General features: G+C 73.7%; 10 protein-coding genes. 7 read left to right on the top strand and 3 right to left on the bottom strand.

Annotated elements, in window-relative coordinates:
- The first annotated feature begins 72 nt into the window (after window positions 1–72).
- The 5 genes from ACFY1J_RS22710 to asnB all read left to right on the top strand — a co-directional run bounded on the left by ACFY1J_RS22710 (window position 73) and on the right by asnB (window position 20880).
- On the top strand, window positions 73–14304 hold the full coding sequence (locus ACFY1J_RS22710) for an SDR family NAD(P)-dependent oxidoreductase (RefSeq protein WP_390731764.1): 14232 nt from the start codon (window positions 73–75) through the stop codon (window positions 14302–14304).
- 63 nt (window positions 14305–14367) lie between these two features.
- Complete coding sequence (locus ACFY1J_RS22705; protein WP_390710719.1) at window positions 14368–16782, top strand: thioester reductase domain-containing protein; 2415 nt, start codon at window positions 14368–14370, stop codon at window positions 16780–16782.
- On the top strand, window positions 16779–17915 hold the full coding sequence (locus ACFY1J_RS22700; RefSeq protein ID WP_390710720.1) for an alpha/beta hydrolase: 1137 nt from the start codon (window positions 16779–16781) through the stop codon (window positions 17913–17915). The genes ACFY1J_RS22705 and ACFY1J_RS22700 overlap by 4 nt, the downstream gene beginning before the upstream one ends.
- Before the next feature lie 65 nt (window positions 17916–17980).
- A complete protein-coding gene (locus ACFY1J_RS22695) occupies window positions 17981–18760 on the top strand; it encodes an alpha/beta fold hydrolase (RefSeq protein WP_390710721.1) in 780 nt (259 codons plus the stop codon).
- A 278-nt stretch (window positions 18761–19038) separates the two neighbouring features.
- On the top strand, window positions 19039–20880 hold the full coding sequence (gene asnB / locus ACFY1J_RS22690; RefSeq protein ID WP_390710722.1) for an asparagine synthase (glutamine-hydrolyzing): 1842 nt from the start codon (window positions 19039–19041) through the stop codon (window positions 20878–20880).
- On the opposite strand, the gene ACFY1J_RS22685 is transcribed toward asnB, so the two are convergent.
- Together ACFY1J_RS22685 and ACFY1J_RS22680 are read right to left on the bottom strand one after the other, a co-directional pair.
- A complete protein-coding gene (locus ACFY1J_RS22685) occupies window positions 20853–21425 on the bottom strand; it encodes a DUF4232 domain-containing protein (RefSeq protein ID WP_390710723.1) in 573 nt (190 codons plus the stop codon). The two genes, asnB and ACFY1J_RS22685, sit on opposite strands and share 28 nt — an antisense overlap.
- A 19-nt stretch (window positions 21426–21444) precedes the next feature.
- A complete protein-coding gene (locus ACFY1J_RS22680; RefSeq protein ID WP_390710724.1) occupies window positions 21445–23016 on the bottom strand; it encodes an alpha/beta hydrolase in 1572 nt (523 codons plus the stop codon).
- A 273-nt stretch (window positions 23017–23289) separates the two neighbouring features.
- Here ACFY1J_RS22680 and ACFY1J_RS22675 point away from each other — a divergent pair, with 273 nt between their 5' ends.
- Both ACFY1J_RS22675 and ACFY1J_RS22670 read left to right on the top strand, forming a co-directional pair.
- The gene (locus ACFY1J_RS22675) at window positions 23290–23928 is read left to right on the top strand and encodes a chaplin (RefSeq protein WP_390731763.1); all 639 of its coding nucleotides are present in this window, start codon (window positions 23290–23292) and stop codon (window positions 23926–23928) included.
- 225 nt (window positions 23929–24153) lie between these two features.
- Window positions 24154–25008, top strand: coding sequence for a GNAT family N-acetyltransferase (locus ACFY1J_RS22670; protein WP_390710726.1), 855 nt, complete (start codon window positions 24154–24156; stop codon window positions 25006–25008).
- A 58-nt stretch (window positions 25009–25066) separates the two neighbouring features.
- Here the strand turns inward: ACFY1J_RS22670 and ACFY1J_RS22665 are convergent, their stop codons facing one another.
- Entirely contained in the window at window positions 25067–25549 is a 483-nt protein-coding gene (locus ACFY1J_RS22665; RefSeq protein ID WP_390731762.1) for a nucleoside deaminase, read from the bottom strand.
- Window positions 25550–25552: the final 3 nt, after the last annotated feature.

The following is a 25552-nucleotide window of genomic DNA, read 5'->3' as shown; positions in this document are numbered from 1 at the left end:
CCGTCGCCTGCGCCGTAGCGCGCGGCCGTACGGCATCCGCCTGAGCCCGAGTTCACGAGGACACCTGCCCAGATGCCTGCGAACGAGTCCCCGAAGCAGTCCCCCGAGCCGTCCCCGACGACCTCCGAGGGCGTACGGGCCTGGCTGGCGTCGGCCGTCGCCGAGGCGGCCGGGATCGACCCGCCGGCCGTCGACCCGGACCGGCCCCTCGCCGAATTCGGCATCGGTTCACGCCAGTTGGTGACCCTTGCCGCCGAGCTCTCCGAGCGGATCGGCCGGCCCCTGGAACCGTCCCTGGTCTTCAACCACCCCACGATCTCCGCGATCGCCGAGGCCGTCCTCGAACCACAGGAACCGCCCTTCGGCGCACAGGCGTCGACGCACCCCGAGCCGGCCCGGGCCACCACGCGTCCGGACGACGACGTGGCCATCATCTCCATGGCCTGCCGCTTCCCCGGCGGCGCCGAGGACCCCGAGGCGCTGTGGCGGCTGCTGACCGCGGGCGAGGACGCCATCTCCGAAGTCCCCGCAGGCCGTTGGGACACCCGCGGGCTCTACGACCCCGACCCGGAGGCCGGCGGAAAGGCCTACACCCTGCGCGGCGGATTCCTGGACGGCATCGACCGCTTCGACGCGCCGTTCTTCGGGATCTCCCCGCGCGAGGCCGCGGCCATGGACCCGCAGCAGCGCCTGCTGCTGCAGACCGCCTGGGAGACACTGGAGCGCGCCGGCATCGTCCCGGACACGCTGAACGGCAGCTCCACCGGGGTCTACGTCGGCCTGTACGACAGCGGCTATCTGGCCGCCGCCTCGCTCGGCCAGCTCGACGGGCACGTCGGCACCGGCTCGGCGGCCAGCGTGGCCTCCGGGCGCATCGCCTACACCCTCGGCCTCCAGGGCCCCGCGGTGACCGTGGACACCGCGTGCTCGTCCTCCCTCGTCGCACTGCATCTGGCGGCGCGGGCGCTGGCGAGCGGCGAGTGCGACCTGGCGCTCGCCGGTGGCGCGACGCTCCTGGTCACGCCGCGCGGGCACGTCGAGTTCAGCAGGCTGCGCGGGCTGTCGCCGTCCGGACGATGCAGCCCGTTCTCGGCCGAAGCCGACGGGGTGGTGTGGGGCGAGGGCTGCGGGCTGGTCCTGCTCAAGCGGCTCGCGGACGCACGCCGGGACGGCGACCGCGTGCTGGCCGTCGTCAAGGGCTCGGCGATCAACCAGGACGGCCGCAGCCAGGGCCTGAGCGCGCCCAACGGCCCCGCCCAGGAGCGGGTGCTGCACGCCTCGCTGGACGCCGCCGGGCTGACCCCGCACGACCTGGACTACGTGGAGGCGCACGGCACGGGCACCCGTCTGGGCGACCCGATCGAGGGCCGGGCGCTGGCCAATGTGTTCGGGCCGGGCCGCCCTGCCGACCGGCCGCTCGGCGTCGGCTCCCTCAAGTCCAACATCGGTCACACCCAGGCCGCGGCGGGCATCGGCGGCGTCATCAAGACGGTGCTGGCCCTCGGCCACGAACACATTCCGGCCTCGCTGCACGCCGAGAACCTCACCGAGCACATCGACTGGACGGACAGCGGCCTGCGCGTGCTCGGCGACGCCGAGGCATGGCCGCGCGAGGCGGGCCGGGCACGCCGGGCCGGGGTGAGCGCCTTCGGCATCAGCGGCACCAACGCCCACGTGGTGCTGGAGGAGGCGCCCGAGGAGCCGGCCCGGGACAGCGCCGGGTCCGGCACGGGCCCCCTGGCCGGCGAACCGCACGGCAACGGGTCCGGCGCGAGCCCCCTCGTCGGCGAACCGCACGGCCCCGGACTCTTCCCGCTCTCCGCCCGCGGTCTTACCGCCCTGCGAGGACAGGCCGCCCGGCTCCTCGAAGCACTGGAAGCCCGGCCGCAGCTGCCCCTGCCCTCCGTGGCGGCGACGCTCACCCACCACCGCACCCACTTCGACCACCGAGCCGTCGTCCGGGCGGGCCACCGCGACGAGTTGCTCACCGCCCTGCGCTCACTCGCCGAAGGACAGCCCGACCCCGACCTGACCGTCGGCCCCGAGCAGACCCGGCCCGTGGGCAAGGTGGCCTTCGTCTTCCCCGGCCAGGGCGCCCAGTGGACCGGCATGGCCCGCGACCTGCTCGACGGGGACCCGGTGTTCGCCGACGAACTCGACCGCTGCGACGCCGCCCTGCGCCCGTTCACCGAGTGGTCGGTGACCTCGGTGCTGCGCGGTGAGGCGGGCGCCCCGTCCCTGGACCGGGTGGACGTGGTCCAGCCGGTGCTGTTCGCCGTGATGGTGTCGCTGGCCGCCGTGTGGCGGGCCCGGGGCATCCGGCCCGACGCCGTGATCGGGCACAGCCAGGGCGAGGTCGCCGCGGCCTGTGTCGCGGGGGCGCTCAGCCTCAACGACGCGGCCGCCGTGGTCGCCCTGCGCAGCCAGGCCCTGACCGAGCTGTCCGGCACCGGCACCATGGCCGTCGTGGCCCTGCCCCACACCGAGGTGGAGACGCGGCTCCCCGACGGAGTGAGCGTCGCGGCCGTCAACAGCGGCCGGTCCACGGTGATCGCCGGCGACGTGGCCCCCCTGGAAGCCTTCCTCGCCGACCTCGAGGCGGAGCAGGTCTTCGTCCGCCGTCTGGAGGTCGACTACGCCTCCCACAGCGCCCAGGTCGAACCGGTCCGCGCGACGATCCTCGACGAACTCGACGGCGTCATCAGCAGCCCGACGTCCGTCGCCTGGTACTCCACCGTCACCGGCGAGCCGGTCACCGAGGAGCTGGAAGCCGACTACTGGTACACCAACCTCCGGGAGACCGTGCGCTTCGCCCCCACCGTGGAGCGCATGGCCGCCGACGGCTACCGCCACTTCGTCGAGCTCAGCCCGCACCCCTCCCTGCTCACGGCCCTGCGCACCGTCGGCGAGGACTGCGGCCACGACCTGCTCGCCGTCGGCTCGCTGCGCCGCGACGAGGACGCCCGCGCGTGCCTGGACCGGGCCGCCGCCGAACTCCACGTCCACGGACGGCGGATCGACTGGCGCCGCCTGGTCGCCGGCACGGCGCCCGTGGACCTGCCGACGTACGCCTGGGATCCGCAGCGCCACTGGACCGAGCCCGAGTCCGGCACGGGCGGGCCCGGTCTGTTCGACCGCGCCGCGCACCCGTTGCTGGGCATACAGCTCCAGTCGGCCGACGAGACCCGCTGGACCTTCCGCAACGAGTGGTCCCCGGCCACCGCCGACTGGCTGCCCGACCACGCCGTGTTCGGCCGGACCGTGGTCTCCGGCACGACCCTGGCCGAGCTGTGCCGCGCGGCCCTCGCCGTGGCCCGCCCGGACACCCCGGCCGACGTCACCGGACTGCTCCTGCTCAGCCCTCTGGTGCTGCCGGACTCCCACACGGTCGAGGTGTCCGTCGAGGTGGTCACCGCCGGTCCCGTACCGGAGATCACCGTGCACAGCCGCCCGCGCGGCCGGGACGCCACCGGCTGGACCCTGCACGCCACCGCGTCCGCGGCCGAGTCCGCACCCGTGGCGGCCGGGCAGCCGCCGGTGTGGCCGGAGAGGGCCGAGGAGGTCTGGACCCCGAAGACCTACGAGCGGCTGGGTGCACTCGGCCTCGGCTACGGTCCCGCCTTCCAGGGCGTGCGGTCGGTGGTCGCGACCGACGACGACGCACTGCTGGCGCGCCTGTCGCTGCCGTCCGCCGCCCGTGACGTGGCCGATCCCTACCCGGTCCACCCGGCGCTGCTGGACGCCGCACTGCAGGTCGCCGCGGCCTTCGACATGAACGGCGGGCGGGTGTTCCTCCCGGTCGCCGTGGGCCGCTGTGTGCTGCCGCCCGGCGGCGCCGGAGACCTGACCGCGTCCGTACGGCGCACGGGCGGCTCGGCCACGGACCTCACGCTGGACGTGACGCTGTGGGACGCCGACGGACTTCCGGCAGGCCGGCTGGAGACCGTACGGCTGCGCGCCGCCGACCCGGCCGACCTGGGCGGCGGCTCGGAGAACGGACGGCACCTGTACGAGGTCGCGTGGACGGCCCTGCCCGAGGAGCCCTCCGCCGCACCGGTCACCGCGTGGGCGGTCGTCGGCGACCGGTCCGATCCACAGGTCGCGGCCGCCCGGCAGGGTCTCGGGGCGGCGGGGGCCGAGGTGCGCGACACGGGCGCCGACGTCGTCGTACGCCTCTGGCCGCGTCCGGCGAGGGACGCCGAACCGGCGGCCGTGGCACAGGAGTTGGCCGCCGCGGCGCTGGAGGAGCTGCACGCTCGGATCGCGCTGCCCGGGGAGGAGGCCCCGTCCCGGACCGTCTGGGTGACCCGCGGCGCGGTCGCCGCCGCCGACGGCGACCGGGTGACCGGCTTCGCCCAGTCGGTGCTGTGGGGCCTGGCGCGCAGTGCCCGCGCCGAGCACCCGGACCTCGGGCTGACCCTGCTCGACCTCGAAGACCTCGAAGACCTCGAAGACCTCGAAGACCGCGAAGATCTCGGCGATCTCGGCCACGCGGACATGGCAGCCGCTCTGCTCGCCGCCGGGGCTCGTCCCGACGAGCCCGAACTCGCCCTCCGCGCAGGCACGTTGCTCGTTCCGAGGCTGGTGCGCGCCCGCCCCGCGGACACCTTGCGCGTGCCGCCCGGGGACCACTACGAACTGGTCCTCGCCGACGATCCGGCCCTGCGCACCGCCGAGCCCCTGCCGCTGGGGCCCGGCCAGGTGCGGATCCAGGTGCACGCCCTCGCGCTCCCGGCCCCCGCAGCGGCATCCTTCGTGTGCGCCGGTGTGCTCACCGAGGTCGCGGCCGATGTCGAGGGACTCCTTCCCGGCCTGCGGGTGGTCGCCCCGGCCGACACCGCGCCGGGCTCCGAGGCGGTCACCGACGCCTCGCGGATCACGGTGGTCGCGGACGAAGTACCGTTCACCGCCGCGGTGGCGGCAGTCGAACACCCGCGTGTCCTCCACGTCAGCGACGCCCGCGAGGCGATCCGCCACCGGGCCGTGTCCGACCGCCCCGTGGTCCTGGACCTGGCCGGCACCCCCACCCCGGTCCCCACCGACGGCACCGTCCTGATCACCGGCGGTCTGGGAGCCGTCGGCCGGCACATCGCCCGCCTTCTCGCCGAACACGGCGTTTCCCGACTGCTCCTGACTTCCCGTCAGGGCCCTGACGATCCCCGCGCCGCCGAGGTCACCGCCGAACTGGCCGCACTGGGCACCGAGGTCGAGGTGGCGGCGTGCGACGTGGCGGACGCGGCGGCCGTGGCGGACGTACTCGCCGGGATCGGTGAGGAGTCGCCGCTGCGGGGCGTCGTGCACTGCGCGGGTGTCCTGGACGACGGGGTGGTCGCCGAGCTGACGCCCGAGCGGCTCGCACGGGTGCTCGGCCCGAAGGCCGACGGCGCCGCCCATCTGCACCGGCTCACCGCGGACGCGCCCCTCGACCTGTTCCTCCTGGTCTCCTCGGCCGCCGGTGTCGTCGGCAACCCGGGCCAGGGCAACTACGCGGCGGCCAACGTCTTCCTGGACCAACTCGCCCACCACCGGCGTGCCTTGGGCCTGCCCGGCGTTTCCGTCTCGTTCGGCGCGTGGGCGGGCGAGGGCCTCGCCGCCGCACACGCCGACCTGGACCGGATGGCGCGTCTCGGCCACCGTGCCCTCACCCCCGACCAGGGCCGCGACCTGGTCGAGCTGTCCCTGCGGCGGAACGCGCCGCACCTGGTCGCCTGGATCCTGGACCTGCCCCGGCTGCGCGAGCACGCCGACGGGTCCGCGCTGTGGCGCTCGCTGCTGCCCGCGCCCCGCACCGCGCAGCACACCGGTGACGCCCTGGCCGACCGCCTGGCCCGGCTGCCGGAGCCGGAACGCGCCGAACGCGTCCTGGCCCTGGTCCGCGACGAGGTCTCCCGCGCCCTCGGCCTGCGCTCGGCAAAGTCCGTCCGCCCCGACCAGCCGCTGCGCGACCTCGGCATGGACTCGGTGACCGCGGTCGAACTCCGCAACCGCATCGGCACCCGCATCGGCGTCCGGCTCCCCGCGACCCTGCTGTTCGACCACCCCACCGCGGACCGGCTCGCCGCCCATCTGCTGTCCCACGTCCTGGTCACGGACGGCGACCGGGCCGCCCGGCGCACCGCGTCCGCCCCGGCACGCCTCGGCGCCGCGACGACGGACGAGCCGATCGCCGTGGTCTCCATGGCCTGCCGCCTGCCGGGCGGGGTGAGCGATCCGGAGGGACTGTGGCGCCTGGTCGCGGACGGCCGCGACGCGGTCGGCCCGTTCCCGGCGGGGCGCTGGGACGTGGAGTCGCTGTACGACCCCGATCCGGACGCCCTCGGCAAGACATACGCCCGCGAGGGCGGCTTCCTGGACGACATCGAGTCCTTCGACCCGGGCTTCTTCGGCATCACCCCGAAGGAGGCCGCCGCCATGGACCCGCAGCAGCGGCTGCTCCTGGAGACGTCCTGGGAGGCGCTGGAGCGCGCCGGGATCGTGCCCGCCGAACTGGCGGGCAGCACCACCGGTGTGTACGTCGGCATGTTCGGCAGCGACTATCTGTCCGGCTCCCGGCTGGACCAGCTGGACGGCTACGTCGGCACCGGGTCCGCGCTGAGCGTGGCCTCGGGCCGGCTCGCCTACGCCCTCGGTCTGCACGGCCCGGCGATGACCGTCGACACCGCCTGCTCCTCCTCCCTCGTGGCCACCCACCTCGCGACGCAGGCGCTGCGGACCGGAGAGTGCGATCTCGCGCTGGCCGGCGGCGTGACCCTGATGGTCACACCCCAGACCTTCGTGGAGTTCAGCCGGCTGCGCGGACTCTCCCCGACCGGCCGCTGCCGCTCCTTCTCCGACGACGCGGACGGCGCGATCTGGGCCGAGGGCGTCGGCATGCTCGTACTGAAGCGGCTGAGCGACGCCCGGCGCGACGGGGACGAGGTACTGGCCGTGCTGCGCGGCACGGCCGTCAACCAGGACGGCCGCAGCCAGGGCCTGTCCGCGCCCAACGGCCCCGCGCAGGAGCAGGTCATCCGGCGGGCGCTGGAAGTGTCCGGACTGGAACCCGCCGACATCGACTACGTGGAGGCCCACGGAACCGGAACGACGCTCGGCGACCCGATCGAGGCCAACGCGCTGGCCGAGGTCTTCGCCGACTCCCGCCCCCAGGACCGCCCGCTGTACCTGGGCTCCCTCAAGTCCAACATCGGTCATGTGCAGGCGGCTTCGGGCGTGGCCGGGCTGATCAAGGTGGTCCAGTCGCTGCGTCACCGGACCCTGCCGCGCACCCTGCACGCCGGCACGCCCAGCCGGCACGTCGAGTGGGACGGCAGCGGGCTGCGGCTGCTCCAGGAGCCCGTGGACTGGCCGTCGACGGGGCAGCGGGTCAGGCGCGCCGGGATCAGCGCCTTCGGCATCAGCGGCACCAACGCCCATGTGATCGTCGAGGAGGCCCCGCGCGTCGAGACCGCGGCCCCCGGTGAGACACCGCCGCAGAAGCGGCTGTTCGTGCTGTCCGGACGAGGCGAGACGGCGCTGCGCGGACAGGCCGCGCGGCTGGCCCAGTACGTCACCGAGGACACCTCGCTGCCGGACGTCGCCCATACCCTGGCCCGTCACCGCAGCCACTTCGAATGGCGCACGACCGTCGTCGCGGGCGACCGGGAGGAACTGCTCTCCTCCCTCAAGGCGTTGAGCAGCGGGCGCAGGCCCCTGACACCGCCCCGCGAGGAGCAGTCCGGCAAGGTGGCCTTCGTGTTCGCCGGGCACGGCGGCCAGTGGACCGGCATGGGCATGGAGCTGCTGGCCCATTCGGACGCGTTTCGCGAGGAGCTGACCCGTATCGACGAGGCCGTCCACCGGCAGGTCGGCTGGTCCGTGCTCAATGTGCTGCGCGCACCCGAGGAGTTCTCCCCGCTCGACCGCACGGAGTACCTCCAGCCGGTTCTGTTCGCGGTCAACGCGGCCCTGGCCGCCGCCTGGCGCGAGCTCGGCGTCACACCGGACGCGGTCGTCGGACACAGCCTGGGCGAGATCGCCGCCGCCCACACCGCGGGCGCCCTGACACTGGACGAGGCCGTGGCCGTGGTGACGGGGCGCGCCCAGGCGGTCGTCCCCCTGGTCGGACAGGGCGGCATGCTGGCCGTGGAACTGCCCTGCGCGGACGTTGAGAAGCTGCTCGAACCGTATGCGGACCGGCTGTTCGTCGCGGCCCTCAACAGCGCCCGGGGCACGGCCGTTTCGGGCGACGCCGACGCACTGGCCGAGCTGCGCCGGAGCCTGGAGGAGCGGGAGATCCCCGCGCGCGTCCTGTCGACGCCGTTCGCCTCGCACACCCCGCTGATGGAGCCGCTCCGCGACGAGCTGCTCGACCGCTTCCGTGCCGTCCGCGGCACGGGCACGCCCACCCCGTTCTACTCGTCGGTGCTGGCCGAAGCCGTGCCCGGGGACCGGCTGGACGCCGCCTACTGGTTCGCCAACCTCCGGCAGCCCGTCCGCTTCGCGGACACCGTCCGGCGGATGCTCGACGACGGCTACCGCTACTTCGTCGAGCTCAGCCCGCACCCGTCGCTCATCTCGTCCGTCGAGGCGGTCGCGGCCGAGGCCGGGATCGACGCGGTCGGCGTCGGTTCGCTGCGCAGGCAGCGTGACGGCCGGGACGTACTGCTCGGCAGGGTGGGCGAGTTGTACACGGCCGGGCACACGCCCGACTGGGCCGCGCTGTTCCCCGAGGGCCGCAGAGCGGACCTGCCCACCTACGCCTTCGCCCGCGAACGGCACTGGCTCGCCCCGGTCCGGACCGGCGGCGCGGCCGGGGGTTCGCCGCTGCTCGGCACCCACGTCGAGGCCAGCGACGAGCCGGACAAGGACATCTTCCAGAGCGAGATCGACCTGCGCGATTCCCGCTTCACCTATCTGACCGACCATCGGGTCACCGGTGAGGTGTGGCTGCCCGGTGCGGCCTTCCTCGACATGGCGCTCGAAGCCGCGACCGCGGTGACGGAGGGCGGCGAAGTGCGGCTGGTCGACGTCGCGTTCGTCCAGCCGCTGCGCCTGGACGAGGAACGGCCCGTACGGCTCCAGCTCGTGCTGCGGCCCGCCGAGAACGGCCTCCGTGACTTCACCGTCGCCTCCGCCGCGGCCGGTGAGCGCTGGGAACGGCATGTCACCGGCCGGATCGCCGTCGCCGACGCCGGGCCGGAGCCGGACCGGAGCGAGGACCTGGCCGCGCTGCGCGAGCGGTGTGCGGAGCGCGTCGACGTACCGGCCGTGTACGCCGGACTCGCCGCCCTCGGCATCGAGTACGGCCCCTTCTTCCGCGGCCTGGAGGAGGGCCACCGCAGCGATGCCGCCGCGGTCGGCCGGCTCGCCGCCAGGCCCGCCGCCGGTCATCTGCTGCACCCCGCCGTCCTCGACGCCGCCTTCCACTCGGCCGCGCTCCCCAAGAACGCCCCGCAGGGACGGGCGTTCGTGCCCGCCGGGGTCGGACGGCTGCGGTTCACCGGGCTGCGCACCACACCGGTCTGGGTGACCTGTGCCCTGCGCGGGGTGGACGGCGACACCGCGACGCTCGACCTGCGGCTGTGGGACGAGGACGACCAACTCGTGCTGGAGGCCTCGGAGTTCCGGCTCGCGGCGCTCTCGCCGCTGGACGGTGCACTCTTCCAGACCCGCTGGCAGCCCCGCCCCGAGGCACAGGAGGCGCCCGACGGCGGCAGTTGGCTGATCCTCGCCGACGGGACCGGAGTGGCCGAGGAACTCACCGACCGGCTCGGCGACCTGGTGCCGCACGTCATCGCCCGCAGGGGAGAGGCGTTCGGCGTCGAAGGGCCCGGACGTTATGTGCTCGACCCGGCCGATCCGGCCCAGCTGGCCCGTCTGCTGGACGAGGCCTACCCGGACGGGCCGCCCGGACGGGTGGTCCAGCTCTCCGCGCTCGACGCCCCGGCGATCGGCGACGCACGCACCGCCGAGGAGGCGGCCCGCCTGTGCTGCCTGAGCACCCTGCATCTGGTGCGGACCCTCGCCGACCGGCCGAGGGGCCGCACGCCCCGCCTGTTCGTCGTCGTACGCGGCAGCCAGGCCGCCGGTGACAGCGGCCGGGTCACGCACCCCCAGCAGGCGCTGGCCTGGGGCTTCGGACTCGCCGTGGCGCAGGAGTACCCCGAGCTGGCGACCACGCTCGTCGACCTGCCGCCCACGGGCGGCGCCGGGGAACTGTGGACGCAGCTGTGGCACGCGGACGACGAACGACTCGTCGCGCTGCGCGAGTCGGGCCGCCTGGTGCCGCGCCTGGCCCGCACCCGCCCGGACGACGCCGGTGACGCCGGCACCGACGGCGTACACCTGATCACCGGCGGTCTGGGCGGCCTCGGCCGGGTCGTCGCCGAGCGGCTGGTCCGGCGCGGCGCCCGACGGCTCGCCCTGATGAGCCGGGGAACGCCCGACGCCGGCACCGCCGCCTGGATCCGGGGCCTTCAGGAGCGCGGTGTCACCGTGCACCTGCCCCGCGCCGACGTCGCCGACCGTGCTGGCCTCGCGGCCGCCCTGGACGTCGTACGCCACGAAGCGGGCCCGATCACCACGGTCGTGCACGCGGCCGGTGTCCTCGACGACGCCACCGTGGCCAACCTGACCGACGAGCGCGTCCTGCGCGTCCTCGCCCCCAAGGTGCTCGGCACCGCCCTGCTCACCGAGCTGATCCCGGAAGCCCGAAGCCTCGTGCTGTTCGCCTCGGCGGCCGGTCTCCTCGGCTCGGCCGGTCAGAGCCCGTACTCCGCGGCCAACGCCTTCCTCGACGCCTGGGCGCATCACCTCTCCCACGCCGACCGGCGGGCGCTGAGCCTGGACTGGGGCGCCTGGGCCGGCGTCGGCATGGTCGCCGAGTCCGGCACCCGGGCCGCCGAGACCAGCCGCTCCGGACTGATCGCCTTCTCCCCGCAGGACGGCGGCGAACTGTTCGAGCGGGTGCTGAACACCGGCCGCCGTCAGCTCGCGCCCATCGCCCTCGACTGGGAACTGCTCGGACTCGACCCCGACGCGGTGCGCAGCCGCCCGATCCTGGGCGACCTGATCACCCTTCCGACGGGCGGCGCCGACACCGACGACCTCGTCAGGAAGGTGTTCGCCGCCCCCACGGAGCACGACCGAGCCGAGTGGCTGGAGGCGTACGTACGGGCCCGGGTCGGCGAGGTCTCCGGCGGTGCCGTGGACGTGTTCGCGACCACGGCCCTGAAGGAACTGGGCCTGGACTCCCTGATGCTGGTCCGGCTGCGCAACGCCTTCGCCCGTGAACTCGGGGTCGAACTCCCGGCCGCCGACGTGTTCTCCGCCGCCGACATCCGCGGCCTCGCCCGCGCCCTCGGCGCGGCCCTGCCCGAGCGGGAGACGGCAGCGCGCGAGGAGAAGGCGGAGCGGGCGGTGGAAGTGCCCGAGACCGAACTGCGGCCCGTCACCCGGGACGTCGTACGGCTCCTGCGCAGCGCCCGGCCGGGCATGCCCGACGCCGCCCACGGCGTCGGCCTCGCCGTACGCCTCACCGTGCCGGCCACCCGCGAGACCCTCACGGACATCGTCGACCGGCTCGCCGCACGGCACGCCGCCCTGCGCACCGCGATCGTCACCGGGCCCGAGGGCGGGCGACAGCTGCGCGTCGACCGCGAGTCGACGCAGCCGCTGCTGCGCTGGACCGCCGACCCGGACGCCGACCCGGCCGACCGGCTGCGCCGGCTGCTGGAGCCGCCGTTCGACCTGGCGAGCCCGTCGCTGTGGCGCTTCGAACTGCTCGACGGCGGCACCGGCGGCCAGATTCTGGTCTTCGGCGCGCACCACGCGGTCAGCGATCTGCAGTCCCTGCTGCTCGTGGCCGGGGAGATCGACGCCGAACTGTCCGGCACCTCGCTCGGCGGCACCGTCACCAACCGGGACATCGACCTGCTGATCGAGGCCCAGGAAGGCGGCGAGGGGGCCACCGCCGAGTGGCGCGAGGCCTTCCACGGCAGCGAGCGGCTGGACCTGACGCTCACCCATGACCGGCCCGAGGCCCGTTCGTACCGGGCCGGAAGCGTGACCGTCTCCCTCCCCGACTCACTCATGGAGCGCGTCTCGGCGGCCGCGAGCGGTCTGGCCGTCACCCCGGCCGCCTTCTGCCTCGGCACGCTGACCGTGCTGCTCGCCAGGAAGCGGGAGCGCGAGCGGTTCGTGCTCGCCGTGCCCGTCGACACCCGCATCCACGCCGACGCGTTCGGCGCCGTGGGCTTCTACGGCGTGCCCGTGCCGTTCCCGGCGCAGGCCGCCGCGGGCGAGAGGGTCGAGGAGGTGCTGCGCCGCACCGACGGCCGGCTGGAGAAGGTCCTGGCGAAGGGCGCCATGTTCTCGGACGTCCTGGCCACGCTGGCCAAGCAGGGGCTGTACCGGGCGAACGCGCCGCTCGTGGAGGTGTACTTCAACTTCGTCCGCTTCTCCGGCCGGCTGAACCGGCTGGAGGTGCTGCCCGCCGGGATCGGATACACCGACCTCGACCTGATGATCACCATGACCCCGGACGCGGGCACGGTCCGGCTCGACCACAACCTGGACATCCTGGACGCGGCGACCGCCACCGCGCTGGGGGAGGAGTTCGTGCGGCTGCTGGAGGAGACGGCGCGGGACGCGACGGCGGTCGTGCGGGAGGGCGGTGCGACCGCGACCGTGCCCCGTGAGGGCGATGCGACCGCGGTCGTGGCCCGTGAGCAAGGGCCCGTCGCAGTACGGCGGCCGTCCCTCGCCCTCGCCGCCACCTTCGCCCTCGGCAACCTCCCGCTGATGTGTGAGTCCGCGCTGGAGGAGGACGGCGTCACCGTCGCGGAGGCCCCGTACCACCAGGTCCTGGCGAGCCTCCAGGACCCGTCCGGTGTCCTCGCCGACCCGGCCACCGCGGTGGGCGTGGTGCTGCTGCGGGCCGCGGACCTGGAACGGTTCGGCCCGGTGGACGACACGCTCCTCGCCGAGCTGCGCACCGCCTACCCGGCCGCGCTGAAGGCCCTGTCCGAACGGACCCGCAGGCCGCTCGTCGTCGGCTTCCTGCCCGCCGCCCGCGAAGAGGAACGCTTCGTCGAATGGGAGCGCGGGATCGCCGCCGACCTGGCCGACCTGCCCGGCATCGCGGTCCTCGGCCCCGACGAGTGGACCCGCCACCACCGGGTCGACGAACGCTTCGACGCGCGTACCGAACGGCTGGCCCACCTGCCCTTCACCCCACAGTTCCAGGCGGCCGTCGCGCTGCGCCTCGCCGAGGTCGTACGGGCCGTGCTACGCCCGGCGCCGAAGGTCATCGCCGTCGACGGCGACGAGACCCTGTGGGGCGGCGTCGCCGGGGAGATCGGCCCGGAGGCGGTGGACCTCACCGGACCGCGTGCCCTGCTGGCGCGCAGGCTGCTCCAGTGGCGGGCGGCGGGCGCCCTGCTGGCGCTGGTCAGCAACAACGACGAGGCCACCGTCCGGGCCGTCCTGGACCGCCCCGACAGCCTGCTGAAGGCCGAGCACTTCAGCGTGCTCTCCGCCGCCTGGGGACCGAAGCCGGCCCGGGTCGCGGACGCGGCGCGCACGCTCAACCTCGGTGTGGACAGCTTCCTGTTCCTGGACGACAACCCGGCCGAGATCGCCAAGATGCGGGCGGCACTGCCGCAGGTGCTGTCCGTGACCTGCCCGCCGGCCGGCGAACTCGACGGCTTCCTGGGCCGCTTGTGGCCGCTGGTCCCGGCCGCGGCGACCGCCGAGGACACGCTGCGGGCCCGGTTCTACGAGCAGGAGCGGGAGCGCGACGCGGTGCGCGAACAGGGCGGGTTCGAGGAGTTCCTGGCCCAGCTGGAACTGGCGGTCGACATCCGGGCCCTGGCCGAGGACGACGTGCAGCGCGCCGAGCAACTCGTCCGTCGCACCAACCAGTTCACCCTGCGGGCCCGCTCGTCCGAAGGCGGCGATCTCGCCCGGTGGCGGGAGCGCGGCGAGGTGTGGACGGCGGCGGCCCGGGACCGGTTCGGCGACTACGGCCAGATCGCCCTGCTCGCCGTCCACGCCGAGGGCGGCCAACTCGACGTCCTGGCCTGGATGATGAGCTGCCGCGCACTCGGCCGGGGCGTCGAGGAACGCCTGCTGGCGTGGCTGGCCGACCGGGCCGACGCGCTGGGCTGCGCCAAGGTCCGGCTGTCGGCGGAGCGCACCCCCCGCAACGTACCCGCGCGGCGGCTGCTGGCCGCGCTCGGCGGTGGCCACCAGGACGACGAGCGGCTGGACGTCGTCGTCACGCCGGACCACCTGAGGGCGTTCCGGTCCTGGGAGCACCAGTGACGGACCCCATGGAGCAAGCAACAGCAGTGAGCGACAGGACAGTGCACAACGTGAAGGGCTCTCATGCGTGATCTGAACGACGACGACGGCGGCAGGCAGGCGACCGCCGAGTCCATCGAGCGGGGTGGCGGCGGGCTCGGCGTGACCGACCTGCTGGCCCGGCTGCAGACGGCGGCGGCCGGACCGGCGCCCGCCCCGCCGGTCCGGGACGTGGACGGCCTCGCGGCCACCATCGCCACCGCGGCGGGCCGCTACCTGCCCTCCGGCCGGCTGGCCCCGGACGCCGACTTCTTCGACGCGGGCGGTACGTCCGTCCACGCGGTGGAGCTCATCGCGGAACTGGAGGACGAGCTGGGCATCGAGGCCGACCTGGACGACGTCTTCGCCGACGCCCGGCCGATCAGCCTGGCCCGGCGCTGGCTGCCGGTGATCGCGGGCACGGCGTCGGCCGAGGATGGTTCCGGCTCCGCACCGGTCCCGGTGAGCGGCACCGCGGCTGCGGCGGCTCACGTCACACCGGCCACCCTCCCGCTCTCCGCCGCCGGCACCCTCCCCGCCCCCGCTCCGGGCACCCTCCCCGTCCCGGCGCCCCGCACCCCGCCCGCCGTACCCAGCACCCCCCGGTCCACCGGCGACCGCCACTCCAGGGCCCGCCAGGAGGACCTCGACCAGATCCTGGCCGACCTCGCCCTCGCCGACCGGCTCCCCTTCACCGACGTGCCCGAGCCGCTGCCGCCCCGCCGGATCCTGCTCACCGGCGCCACCGGCTTCCTCGGCGGCCATATGCTGCTCGATCTGCTGAGGCACAGCGACGCCCATGTGTACTGCCTGGTCCGCGCCGCCGACGAGAAGGCGGCCGAGGCCCGGCTGGCGGAGCAACTGCGCAGCTACCGGCTGCCCTGGTCGCCGGAGGTACGGCGCCGGGTGACCGTGCTGCCCGGCGACATCCGCCGCCCGCGTCTCGGTCTGTCCGACGAGCTGTGGCACAGCCTCGCCCAGGAACTCGACAGCGTCGTCGGCGTCGCCGCGGCCGTGGACTTCCTGCGCGGCTACCAGTCCCTGCGCGGCAGCAACGTCCTCGGCACGCTGACCCTGGCCGAACTCGCGGCGACCGGCCGCCCCAAGCCGCTGCACCACATCTCCTCGATCGCGGTGTTCAACGAGGTCGGCATCACCGCGATGGGCGAGGACGACCCCCTCGCCCACATCGACCGGCTCATCTCCGGCTACGACCAGTCCAAGTGGGCCGCCGAGGTCGCGCTGCGCCGGGCCCGCGACCACGGCCTGGTGGTCACGGCGCTGCGCCCCGGCGGCATCGGCGGCCACACCAGGACCGGCGCCTACAACCCGCTCGACCTCAGCAGCGGTCTGATCTCGGCCTTCGGCCGCTTCCGCACCGTACCGGCGTTCCGCTACCTCAACGCCGCGCCGGTCGACTGGGTGAGCCGGGTCGCCGTCGCCGCGATCTGCGAGCCGGACGCCTGGGGTTTCGACTACAACCTGACCGGCGTCCCCAACACCCTCGACGACGTCGTACAGGACATGGCGCTCGGCGGGATGCACGTCCGCGTCCAGGACTGGGACGAGTGGCGCACCGACGCCCTGGCCCGGCTCGAAGCCGAACCGATACCCGAACTGGCCTTCCTGGGCCGGGTGCTGCAGAGCGCCACCGCCCTCAAGCTGGTCGAGGCCACCCTGAAGGGCCCCGCGGCCGGCAGCGAGCGCACCGACTTCCTCGTCGCGGCCCTCGGCCTGCCGCCCGCGGCCCGCTACGACGCACGGGCCCAGATGAAGACCTTCGAGAAGCTCGCGGGCGACGGTCTGGCCCGGCTGCCGCACAAGGACGACCAGCCCTACCTGTGGTTCACCGAGACGACCGAGGGCACCGTCGGCCCGGTCGGCGCGACCGCCGGGACGTCCTGCTCGATGGCGCTCACCCTGTCCATCGCGAGCATGTACCAGCTGGTGAAGGAGCGCCGGATCGACGTCACCGGCGAACTGACCTGCTCCGCGATCCACCCCCGCCCGCTGACCGTCGAGCGCGGCGACGTCTGGATCCGCCCCGAGGAGGGCATCCCGCAGCAGCACGGCCTCAGGCACCAACTCCTGCGCTACCGGCTGCGATTGCGCGACGCCGACGGCGGACAGTGGTGGCTGGAGGGCCGCAAGTACGCCCGCGCCCGCCGCGACCTGTGGCGCCAGACCCGCGCCCTGACCGTCGAGATCGGCCGCGAGGGCGAGGCCGCGAGCCTGCTCGGCGAGGTCGTCGTACCCGCCGACTCCTACGTCCGCGACCAGATCGACGGCATCAAGGTCGACCCGCGCCTGACCGGTCAGGAGAAGCGGGCCGCCAAGCTGACCTGGCTCGCCTGGTTCGGCCTGGAGATGGGCCGCGGACTGCTCGGCCCGTTCACCCGGGCCGCCGCGGACCTGCTCGACCTGCGCCGCACCCCGACTTTCACGGAGCCCAACCGATGATGTTCAAGGCCACGACCTCCCGCACCCGGCCGGCGCTCCGCAAGGTCCGGACCACCGCGGCCCCGCGCCCGCTGCGCCACCGTCTCGACCCCACCCGGGTCGAGGAGATCCCCTTCCGCACGAGCGACGGCGTCCGGCTCGGCCTGACCCGGGTCGGCCCCGTGGACACCGGCCGCCCCGCGGTCCTGCTCCTGCACGGGCACACCGCCTCCGCGGACATGTTCCTGCTGCCGGAGACCCGCAACATGGTCGACGTCCTGCTCGACGACGGCTACGAGCCCTGGCTGCTCGACTGGCGCGGCAGCTGCCGGCTGCCGTACAACGAGACCGGCCGCAGGTACACCTACGACGACGTGGCGTTGTACGACATCCCCGAGGCCGTCTCCCACATCCGCGAACGCATCGGCGACCGGCCGCTGTTCGTGGTCGCCCACTGCATCGGCTCCCTCTGCCTGTCCATGAGCATGGCAGCGGGTCTGGTGCCGGGCCTTGCCGGAGTCGTCTCCCAGGGCGTGTTCCTGACTCCGAAGCTCGCGGGCCGCACCTCGCTGCGCATGTCGGTCGCGGGGGAGCTGCTCAAGACCCGGATCGACCACATCCCGGTCGACTTCCGCAAGGTGGGCCTGTGGTCCAAGTACACGCCCCTGTTCGCCCTGGCCTCCCGCAGGGCCAACTGCCCCGACCCGACCTGCCAGATCCTGCACAACTCGGCCTGGGGCACGGGCGCCTCGCTCTTCGTGCACGAGAACCTCGCCGAGGCCACCCACGACCGGCTCGCCGAGCTCCTCGGCCCCGCGCCGCTGTGGATCCTTCCGCATCTGCGCCGGATCGAGCTGGCCCGCAGCGTCGTGCGCTGGCACGACACCGACCACCGCTACCGGGCGCTGCCGCCCAACGCGCTGGACGCGGCCGGCCGCATCGACACCCCGGTGCTGCTCCTCGCGGGCAGTGACAACGGGCTCTGGCTGGACTCGCAGCGACTCTGTCACGAGGTGCTGGCACACCGGCAGCCGCAGCTCGACGTGGCCTACACCGAGATCCCCGGATACGGCCATCTCGACCCGTTCATCGGCCGGGGCGCCGCCCTCGACGTGTTCGGGCACATCCTGGAATTCCTCGGCGAACGACGGTGACGGGGGTGGGGGCGGCCGGTTACCGTACCGGGCAGTAACTGGACCGCACCCAGGAGGGCCCTCACATGCCGCAGCTCGAAGTCGACGGCGCCGCGTTGACGTACGACGACGAGGGCCCCCGCGACGGCGACGGGGTGCCCCTGGTGTTCGTCCACGGCTGGACGGCCAACCGGCACCGCTGGGACCACCAGGTGGCGCACTTCGCAGAGAAGCGGCGGGTGATCCGGCTGGACCTGCGCGGGCACGGTGACAGCAGCGGGGCGGGAGTGCGCACGATCGGGGAACTGGCGAAGGACGTCCTCGCCCTCCTCGACCACCTGAAGGTCGAGCGCTTCGTGCTGATCGGGCACTCCATGGGCGGGATGATCTCCCAGACCATCGCCCTGTCCCACCCCGAGCGCGTCGAGCGCATGGTCCTGGTCGACTCCATCAGCCGGATGACCTACAGCCGGGGCCGGGGCCTGCTGATGGGCGTGTCCACCCTCGTGCCCTTCAAGCTGTTCGTCGCCGCCAACATCCAGCGGGCCTTCGCCCCGGGCTACCCGCGCGAGAAGATCCAGGAGTACGTCCGCGCCTCCGCCGACACCCCGCGCGAGGTCGTCATGACGCTGTACGGCGCCATGCGGGCCTTCGACGTCCTCGACCGGGTCGGCGAGATCCGCACGCCCACCCTGCTGATCCACGGCTACCACGACATCCAGCTGCCGGTGAAGCAGATGCTCCGGATGGCGAAGGCCTACCCGGACGCCGTCGTCCGGATCATCGACGCGGGCCACGAACTGCCGGTGGAGAAGCCGGCGGAGCTGACGGCGGCGGTGGACTCGTTCGTGACCGCCCGCGCCTGACCCGGCCCCGCCGCACCTGACCCGGTCCCGCCGCGCCCGACCCCGTCCCGCTGTTTGGGGAAGTCTTTGCCCATGGCCGGTTCCCGGCGGGACCGGCCCCGTGCGGCGGCGATCCGTCCCCCTCGCACGGGCAAAACGCGGCCGAAAGGGTCATGGAGCTCGGCCGTTCAGGTGACGGCCGCGTTGACCGGCCCTCGCGTCTGGCACACGCTCGACATATAGGTGCTGGATGCATCTGGTTCGGCGTGCGCCGCCGGACCGGAGGCTGGAGGTAGGGCATGTGCGGCATCACCGGCTGGGTCTCCTTCGACCGCGACCTGCGCGGTGAGGCCGCCACCGTGGACGCGATGACCGAGACCATGGCCTGCCGCGGCCCGGACGACCGCGGCACCTGGATCGAAGGGCCGGCCGCCCTCGGTCACCGCAGACTCGCGATCATCGACCTGCCCGGCGGCCGCCAGCCCATGACCGCCGGCACACCGGACGGAACCGTCGCGCTGGTCTACTCGGGAGAGACGTACAACTTCACCGAACTCCGCCGCGAACTCACCGGCCACGGCCACCGTTTCACCACCGACTCCGACACCGAGGCCGTCCTGCGCGGCTACCTCGAATGGGGCGACGCCGTCGCCGAGCGCCTCAACGGCATGTACGCCTTCGCGGTCTGGGACGGCCGGCACGACAAACTCGTCATGATCCGCGACCGTATGGGCATCAAGCCCTTCTACTGCTTCCCCACCTCCGACGGCGTCCTGTTCGGCTCCGAACCCAAGGCCGTCCTCGCCAACCCGCTGGCCCGGGCCCGCGTCGGCCTCGACGGCCTGCGCGAGCTGTTCACCCTGGTCAAGACCCCCGGCCACGCGGTGTGGGAGGGCATGCGCGAGGTCGGACCCGGCACCGTGGTCACCGTCGACCGCACAGGACTGCGCACCCGGACCTACTGGAGCCTGGAGACCCGGGCGCACCTCGACGACCGCGACACCACCATCGCCACCGTCCGTTCGCTCCTCGACGACATCGTGCGCCGCCAACTGGTGGCCGACGTCCCGCGCTGCACCCTGCTCTCCGGAGGCCTCGACTCCTCGGCCCTCACCGCGATCGCCGCCCTGCAACTCGCCGAGCAGGGCGAAAAGGTCCGCAGCTTCTCCGTGGACTTCGTCGGGCAGAGCGACCACTTCGTCGCCGACGAACTGCGCGCCACCCCGGACACCCCGTTCGTGCACGACGTGGCACGCCTTTCCCGGACCGACCACCAGGACATCGTCCTCGACGCACAGACCCTGGCCGATCCCGGCGTACGCGCCAAGGTCATCAGGGCCCGGGACCTGCCCATGGGCTTCGGCGACATGGACGCCTCGCTCCTGCTGCTGTTCCGGGCCGTCCGCGACCAGTCCACGGTCGCCCTGTCCGGGGAGTCCGCCGACGAGGTCTTCGGCGGCTACCTCCAGTTCTTCGACGAGGAGGCGCGGGCCGCCGACACCTTCCCCTGGCTGGCGATGGCCGCCCGGCACTTCGGGGACGACAGCAACGTCCTGCGGCCCGATCTCGCCAAGACCCTGGACCTGGAGTCGTACATCGCCGACGGCTACCGCACCGCCGTGTCCGCCGTCCGCCGCCTCGACGGCGAGAGCGACTTCGAGTACCGGATGCGGAAGATCTGCCACCTCCACCTGACCCGCTTCGTCCGTCTCCTGCTCGACCGCAAGGACCGGATGAGCATGGCCGTCGGGCTGGAGGTCCGTGTGCCGTACTGCGACCACCGGCTCGTCGAGTACGTCTACAACACGCCCTGGTCCCTCAAGTCCTTCGACGGACGTGAGAAGAGCCTGCTGAGGGAGGCCGCGGCGGACGTCGTCCCGCGCTCCGTGTACGACCGGGTCAAGAGCCCCTACCCGTCCACCCAGGACCCCCGTTACGGCCTCGCTCTCCAGCAGCAGGTCAAGGACCTCCTCGCCCGTCCCGGCCACCCCGTCTTCGACCTGGTGGACCGCGAGAAGCTCCACCGGGCCGCCCACCGCGACGCCCCCGTGAGCACCCAGTCGGCCCGGCACGGCCTGGAAGGCGCCCTCGACCTGGCCATGTGGCTGGACCTCTACTCGCCCGAGCTGTCCTTCGGCTGACCGCCCGACCAGGGAGACTCCGTTCGGCCCCGCTCCAGCGCGCGGTCCGCGTCCGCCGCCGACGGCTGCCACCACGTCGTCACCGGTTCCCACACCCGGATCGTGTCCCCGGCGCCCAGTTCGGCCGCGGTGAAGGAGCGCCCCCAGTGGGACGGGTCCCCGGCCACGGTCAGCGCGCCCACCCGGCGGGCCTCGGGATCGGCCGGGTCGGCGATCGTCCGTACGGCCGCACAGGCGGTCCTGCCGACGCCGAGCCGGTACGTTCCGCCGGCGCGCGCGGGCACCGGCAGGGCCGCGCCGTCGAGGTCACCGAAGGTGACCGTGGGGACGGGGTCGAGCGTGCAGGTGCGGCCGCCCCGGTTGGTGACACTGATCCGCACCACGGCCGGATCGGCGGCCGAGGTGCGCGCCCGGACCGTCAGGTACTTCTCCGGACAGGTCCCGGCTCTGGCCTGCGCGGCGGCCCCGACCTGCGGTGCGGCCAGCAGCAGGGCAGCGGCGGTGGCCGCGACGGCCGGGACGGCGACGGTGGTGCGAAGACGCATGAAGAGTTCCCCTGTTCGGTCAGGTTCGGGTGTCCGGCCCGCAGGAGCTCCCGCTGGGCGGCAGGGAGCCGTACAGCAGGAAGTCGTCGATCCTGCGGTGCACACACTTCGAGGAGGAGTACCCGGTGTGCCCCTCGCCCCTGTTGTCCAGCACCACGGCCGCCGGGCCGAGCCGCCGGGCCGTCTGCTCGGTCCAGCGGTACGGCGTGGCGGGGTCACCGCGCGTGCCCACCAGGAGCATCTTCGCCGTGTCGACGTTCTTCACCTCGTGCCGGATGAAGTCGGTGCCCTTGGCACGGCCGAAGCACATCAGCACCTCGGTGAGCCGGTGCCGGCCGAACACCGGCGAGGCCTGCTCGTACTCGGCGCGCAGCCGCTCCAGATCCTTGGTGATCCGTCCGGGCGTGGGGCGGTCCGGGTCGTCGGCGCAGTTGATCGCCAGCAGGGCGGCCATCGTGTTGTCGGCCGGGACGTCCGCGGCGTCGACCAGCCCGCCGCCGCGCCCGCGGGGGACCGTCATGCCGCCGTAGGCGAAGTTCTCCACCCCCCGGGTGTCCCCGTCGTCGACCAGCGAGGCCACGGCCCGCTCCAGCGAGGGCCACAGGTCCTTGCTGTACAGGGCCTGCCCGATGGCGCTCACCAGGTCCTGACCGGTGAACTGCCCGCCGAAGTCCGAGGGCACCGGGTTCTCGTCGAGCGAGCGCACCAGCTTGACGACCCCGCTCCCGGCCAGCCGCCGGTCCCGCCCGAACGGGCAGGCGATGTCCGCCACGCACCAGTCCAGGAAGTCGTCCAGGGCCGTCTGCTGCCCCTGGGCGGTCGTCACCCCCTGCTCGGCCAGGGAATCCGTCAGCGTGTCCACGCCGTCCAGCGCCATCCGGCCCACCTTGTAGGGGAACTGGGCCGCGTACACCGCGCCGAGCTTGGTGCCGTAGGAGAAGCCGAGGTAGTTGAGCCTCGTGTCGCCGAGGGCCTGGCGTATGACGTCGAGGTCCCGGGCGGCGTTCACGGTGCCTATGTGGGGCAGGACGGGGCCGGAGTGGGCGGTGCACCGCAGGGCCACCTCGCGCAGCCAGGTCAGCGTCGCCTGCGGGTCCGTGAGATCCGCGTGCCGCTCCGCCGTCCCCGAGCCCGTGCCGCCGGCGTCGCCGCAGCTGACGGGCGAGGACCGGCCGACGCCGCGCGGATCGAAGCCGACCACGTCGTAGCCGTTGGTCAGCTCCATGAAGTCCTTGCCGTCGGTGGCGAGTTGGTCGACGGCGGGGACGCCGGGACCGCCGAAGTTGAGGAGGACGGAGCCGCGGGACTTCCCGGTCGCCGCATAGCGGGCCAGCGCCAGGTCGAGCGTGCCCGTGGCAGGCTTCTCGTAGTCGAGCGGGACCGTGACCTTTCCGCACTCCAGGTCCTTGGCCCTGTCGCCGCCGCTGCAGGCCGTCCAGGTGATCTTCTGGCGGTAGAAACGGGACAGGTCGGGGCGGGGCGGGGTGTCGGACGCCGCCGCGGGCAGCCCGGCCCCGATCAGGGCCAGGGCGACCGCTCCGGCGCCCGCGCAGCGCCGGAGAACGGGCCGCGGGGACAGTGTGGCCGGCATCGATGCCTCCAGGGACGTCATGCTGCGGACCGGGGGACAGCGCCCTCGCTCACGATATGCGGGCCCCGGAACGCCCGCCTCCGGGCCAGCGGACGGAGACGGAGTGTCGTACCATCCGCACGCACGGTGAGCATTCGACGGTTTTACGACTGGTTCGAAGGCCGTGTCACTCGATCGGGCCGAAAGGCCGATAAGCCATAACTCGGATGGTTCGTCTGCGTTCAACCGGGGGCGGGTGAGTGCCCGCAACCATGTCTGGAAGGCAGGGAACCTATGAGAAGGGTTGCCCGAAACGGTGTGATCGCCGTCGCCGTCGCGTCCGGCGCGATGGCTGTGACCATGCCGGCTTTCGCCGATTCCGGCGCGGACGGCTCCGCGGCCGACTCGCCCGGGCTGATCTCCGGCAACACCATCCAGCTCCCCTTGCACGTCCCGGTGAACGTGTGCGGGAACACCGTGAACGTGGGGGGACTCCTCGACCCCGCCGCGGGCAACACCTGCGCCAACGCGGGCGGCGGGGGCGGCGCCGGGACCACGTCCTCGGGCGGTGCGACCGCGCACGGCAGCGGCAAGGATGCGCCGGGCGTGGTCTCCGGCAACACCGTCCAACTCCCGGTCCATGTACCGGTGAACGTCAGCGGCAACAGTGTGAACGTGGTCGGCGTGGGCAACCCGGGGACGGGCAACGAGTCCGTGAACACCCCGGGCGAGCAGCCCGATCAGCCGGCGGCCCCGGTCCCGCCGCGGGCCCACCCGCGCACGCCGCCGCCCCACCGGGCCCGGCCGCAGGCTCCCGTCGCCCTCGCCCACACGGGTACGGATCTGACCGCGCCCGCTCTCGCCGGCAGCGCCGCCTTCCTCATCACGGGCGTCGCTCTGTACCGACGGTTCCGCCCGCGGCCGCAGCGCTGACGCGGGCGGCCGCCGGAGGTCCCACCGGACGCGATCCGTGGGACCTCCGGCGGCCGACGCCACGCCACCGCCGTGGGTCGAGTGACGGACCTCAACGGCCTTGTCAGTGCGTGCTGTTGAATCTCCAACGGCTCGAACCCGGCGTGGCGCGTCCCCGGGTGATCGGGAAGGATGCTGCGGGCGCGGCCGACCACCGCGCAAGCCGCTACGGAATGGAGCGCACCCATGACCTCTCCGGCCCCCCAGGACCTCGTCGTCACCCGGGCCACCCTCCGGGACTGGCCGGTGATCAGCGGGTGGGCGGCGGACGAAGGGTGGAATCCCGGGCTGTCCGACGGCCCCGCCTTCTTCGCCCAGGACCCCGAGGGGTTCTTCCTCGGCCGGATCGACGGTGAGCCGGTCTCGGCCATCTCCGTCGTCAACTACGGCACCGACTACGCCTTCCTGGGCTGCTATCTGGTCCGCCCGGACCTGCGGGGACGCGGCCACGGCATCACCACCTGGAAGACCGCGCTCGCGCACGCCGGAAACCGCACCGTCGGCCTGGACGGCGTCGTGGCCCAGCAGGACAACTACCGCCAGTCCGGCTTCGAACTCGCCTACCGCACCGTCCGGTTCGCCGGAACCGTGGCAGAGGCGGAGGCGCCCGCCGACGTCCGTCCCGCCCGCCCGGCCGACCTTCCGGCCGTCACCGCGTACGACAGCGCCTGCTACCCGGCCGAGCGGCCACGCTTCCTGGCCGAGTGGCTGACCGGCACCGAGCACCGGACCTTCGTCCGCCACGACGGCGGACGTCTCACCGGCTACGGCGTCCTCCGGCCCGGCCGCGACATCCTGCGCATCGGCCCGCTGTTCGCGGACGGCCCCGACGACGCCCGGGCCCTGTTCGCCGCCCTCACCGCCGACGCCGTCGGCCGCGACGTCGCCATCGACGTTCCCGAGACGAACGCGGCGGGCATCGCCCTGGCCGAGTCGGCCGGATTCACCCCGTCCTTCGAGACCGCCCGCATGTACACGGGCCCTGTGCGCGACTACGCCCAGGACCGCGTGTTCGGCGTCACCACACTCGAACTCGGCTGACCGGCCCGGTCATGCGCAACCCTCGCCGCGCTTCCCGGGCGGGCGGCCCGTCGGCCGGTCAGGTCTGCGCCCCGTGGAAGCGGCGATGCAGGGTGCGTACGTCCTCGACGAGTTCCGGCACCGGTCCCTCGACGAGCACCCCGGGCGCGACCTCACGGATGGGCAGCGCCCGGACCGGCGGTGCGGGAACCGCCAACTCCGCCAGCCAGAAGGTGAGTTGCTCCGAGGAAGCCACATACACGATCCGCCCGAGCCCCACCCAGGCGTGCGCCGCGGCGCACATCGGGCAGTGCTCGCCGGAGGTGTAGACGGTCGCCGAGGCCCGCTCCGCGGGGGTCAAGTGCTCCGCCGCCCAGCGGGCCAGCTCGAACTCCGGATGCCGCGTACGGTCCCCGGAGGCCACCCGGTTGTGGTCCTCGGCGAGCACGTCGCCGTCGGCGGACACCAGCACCGACCCGAACGGCTCGTCGCCCGCCGCGAGCGCCTCGGCCGCCAGTTCCACGCAGCGACGCGCAAACGGCAGTTCGCTGTCCATCACCATGAC

The sequence above is a fragment of the Streptomyces sp. NPDC001406 genome (genome assembly GCF_042895285.1).
Classification (GTDB): Bacteria; Actinomycetota; Actinomycetes; order Streptomycetales; family Streptomycetaceae; genus Streptomyces.
The sequence above is the reverse complement of the archived record's forward strand: the minus strand, read 5'-3'. Positions and strand labels throughout refer to the sequence as shown.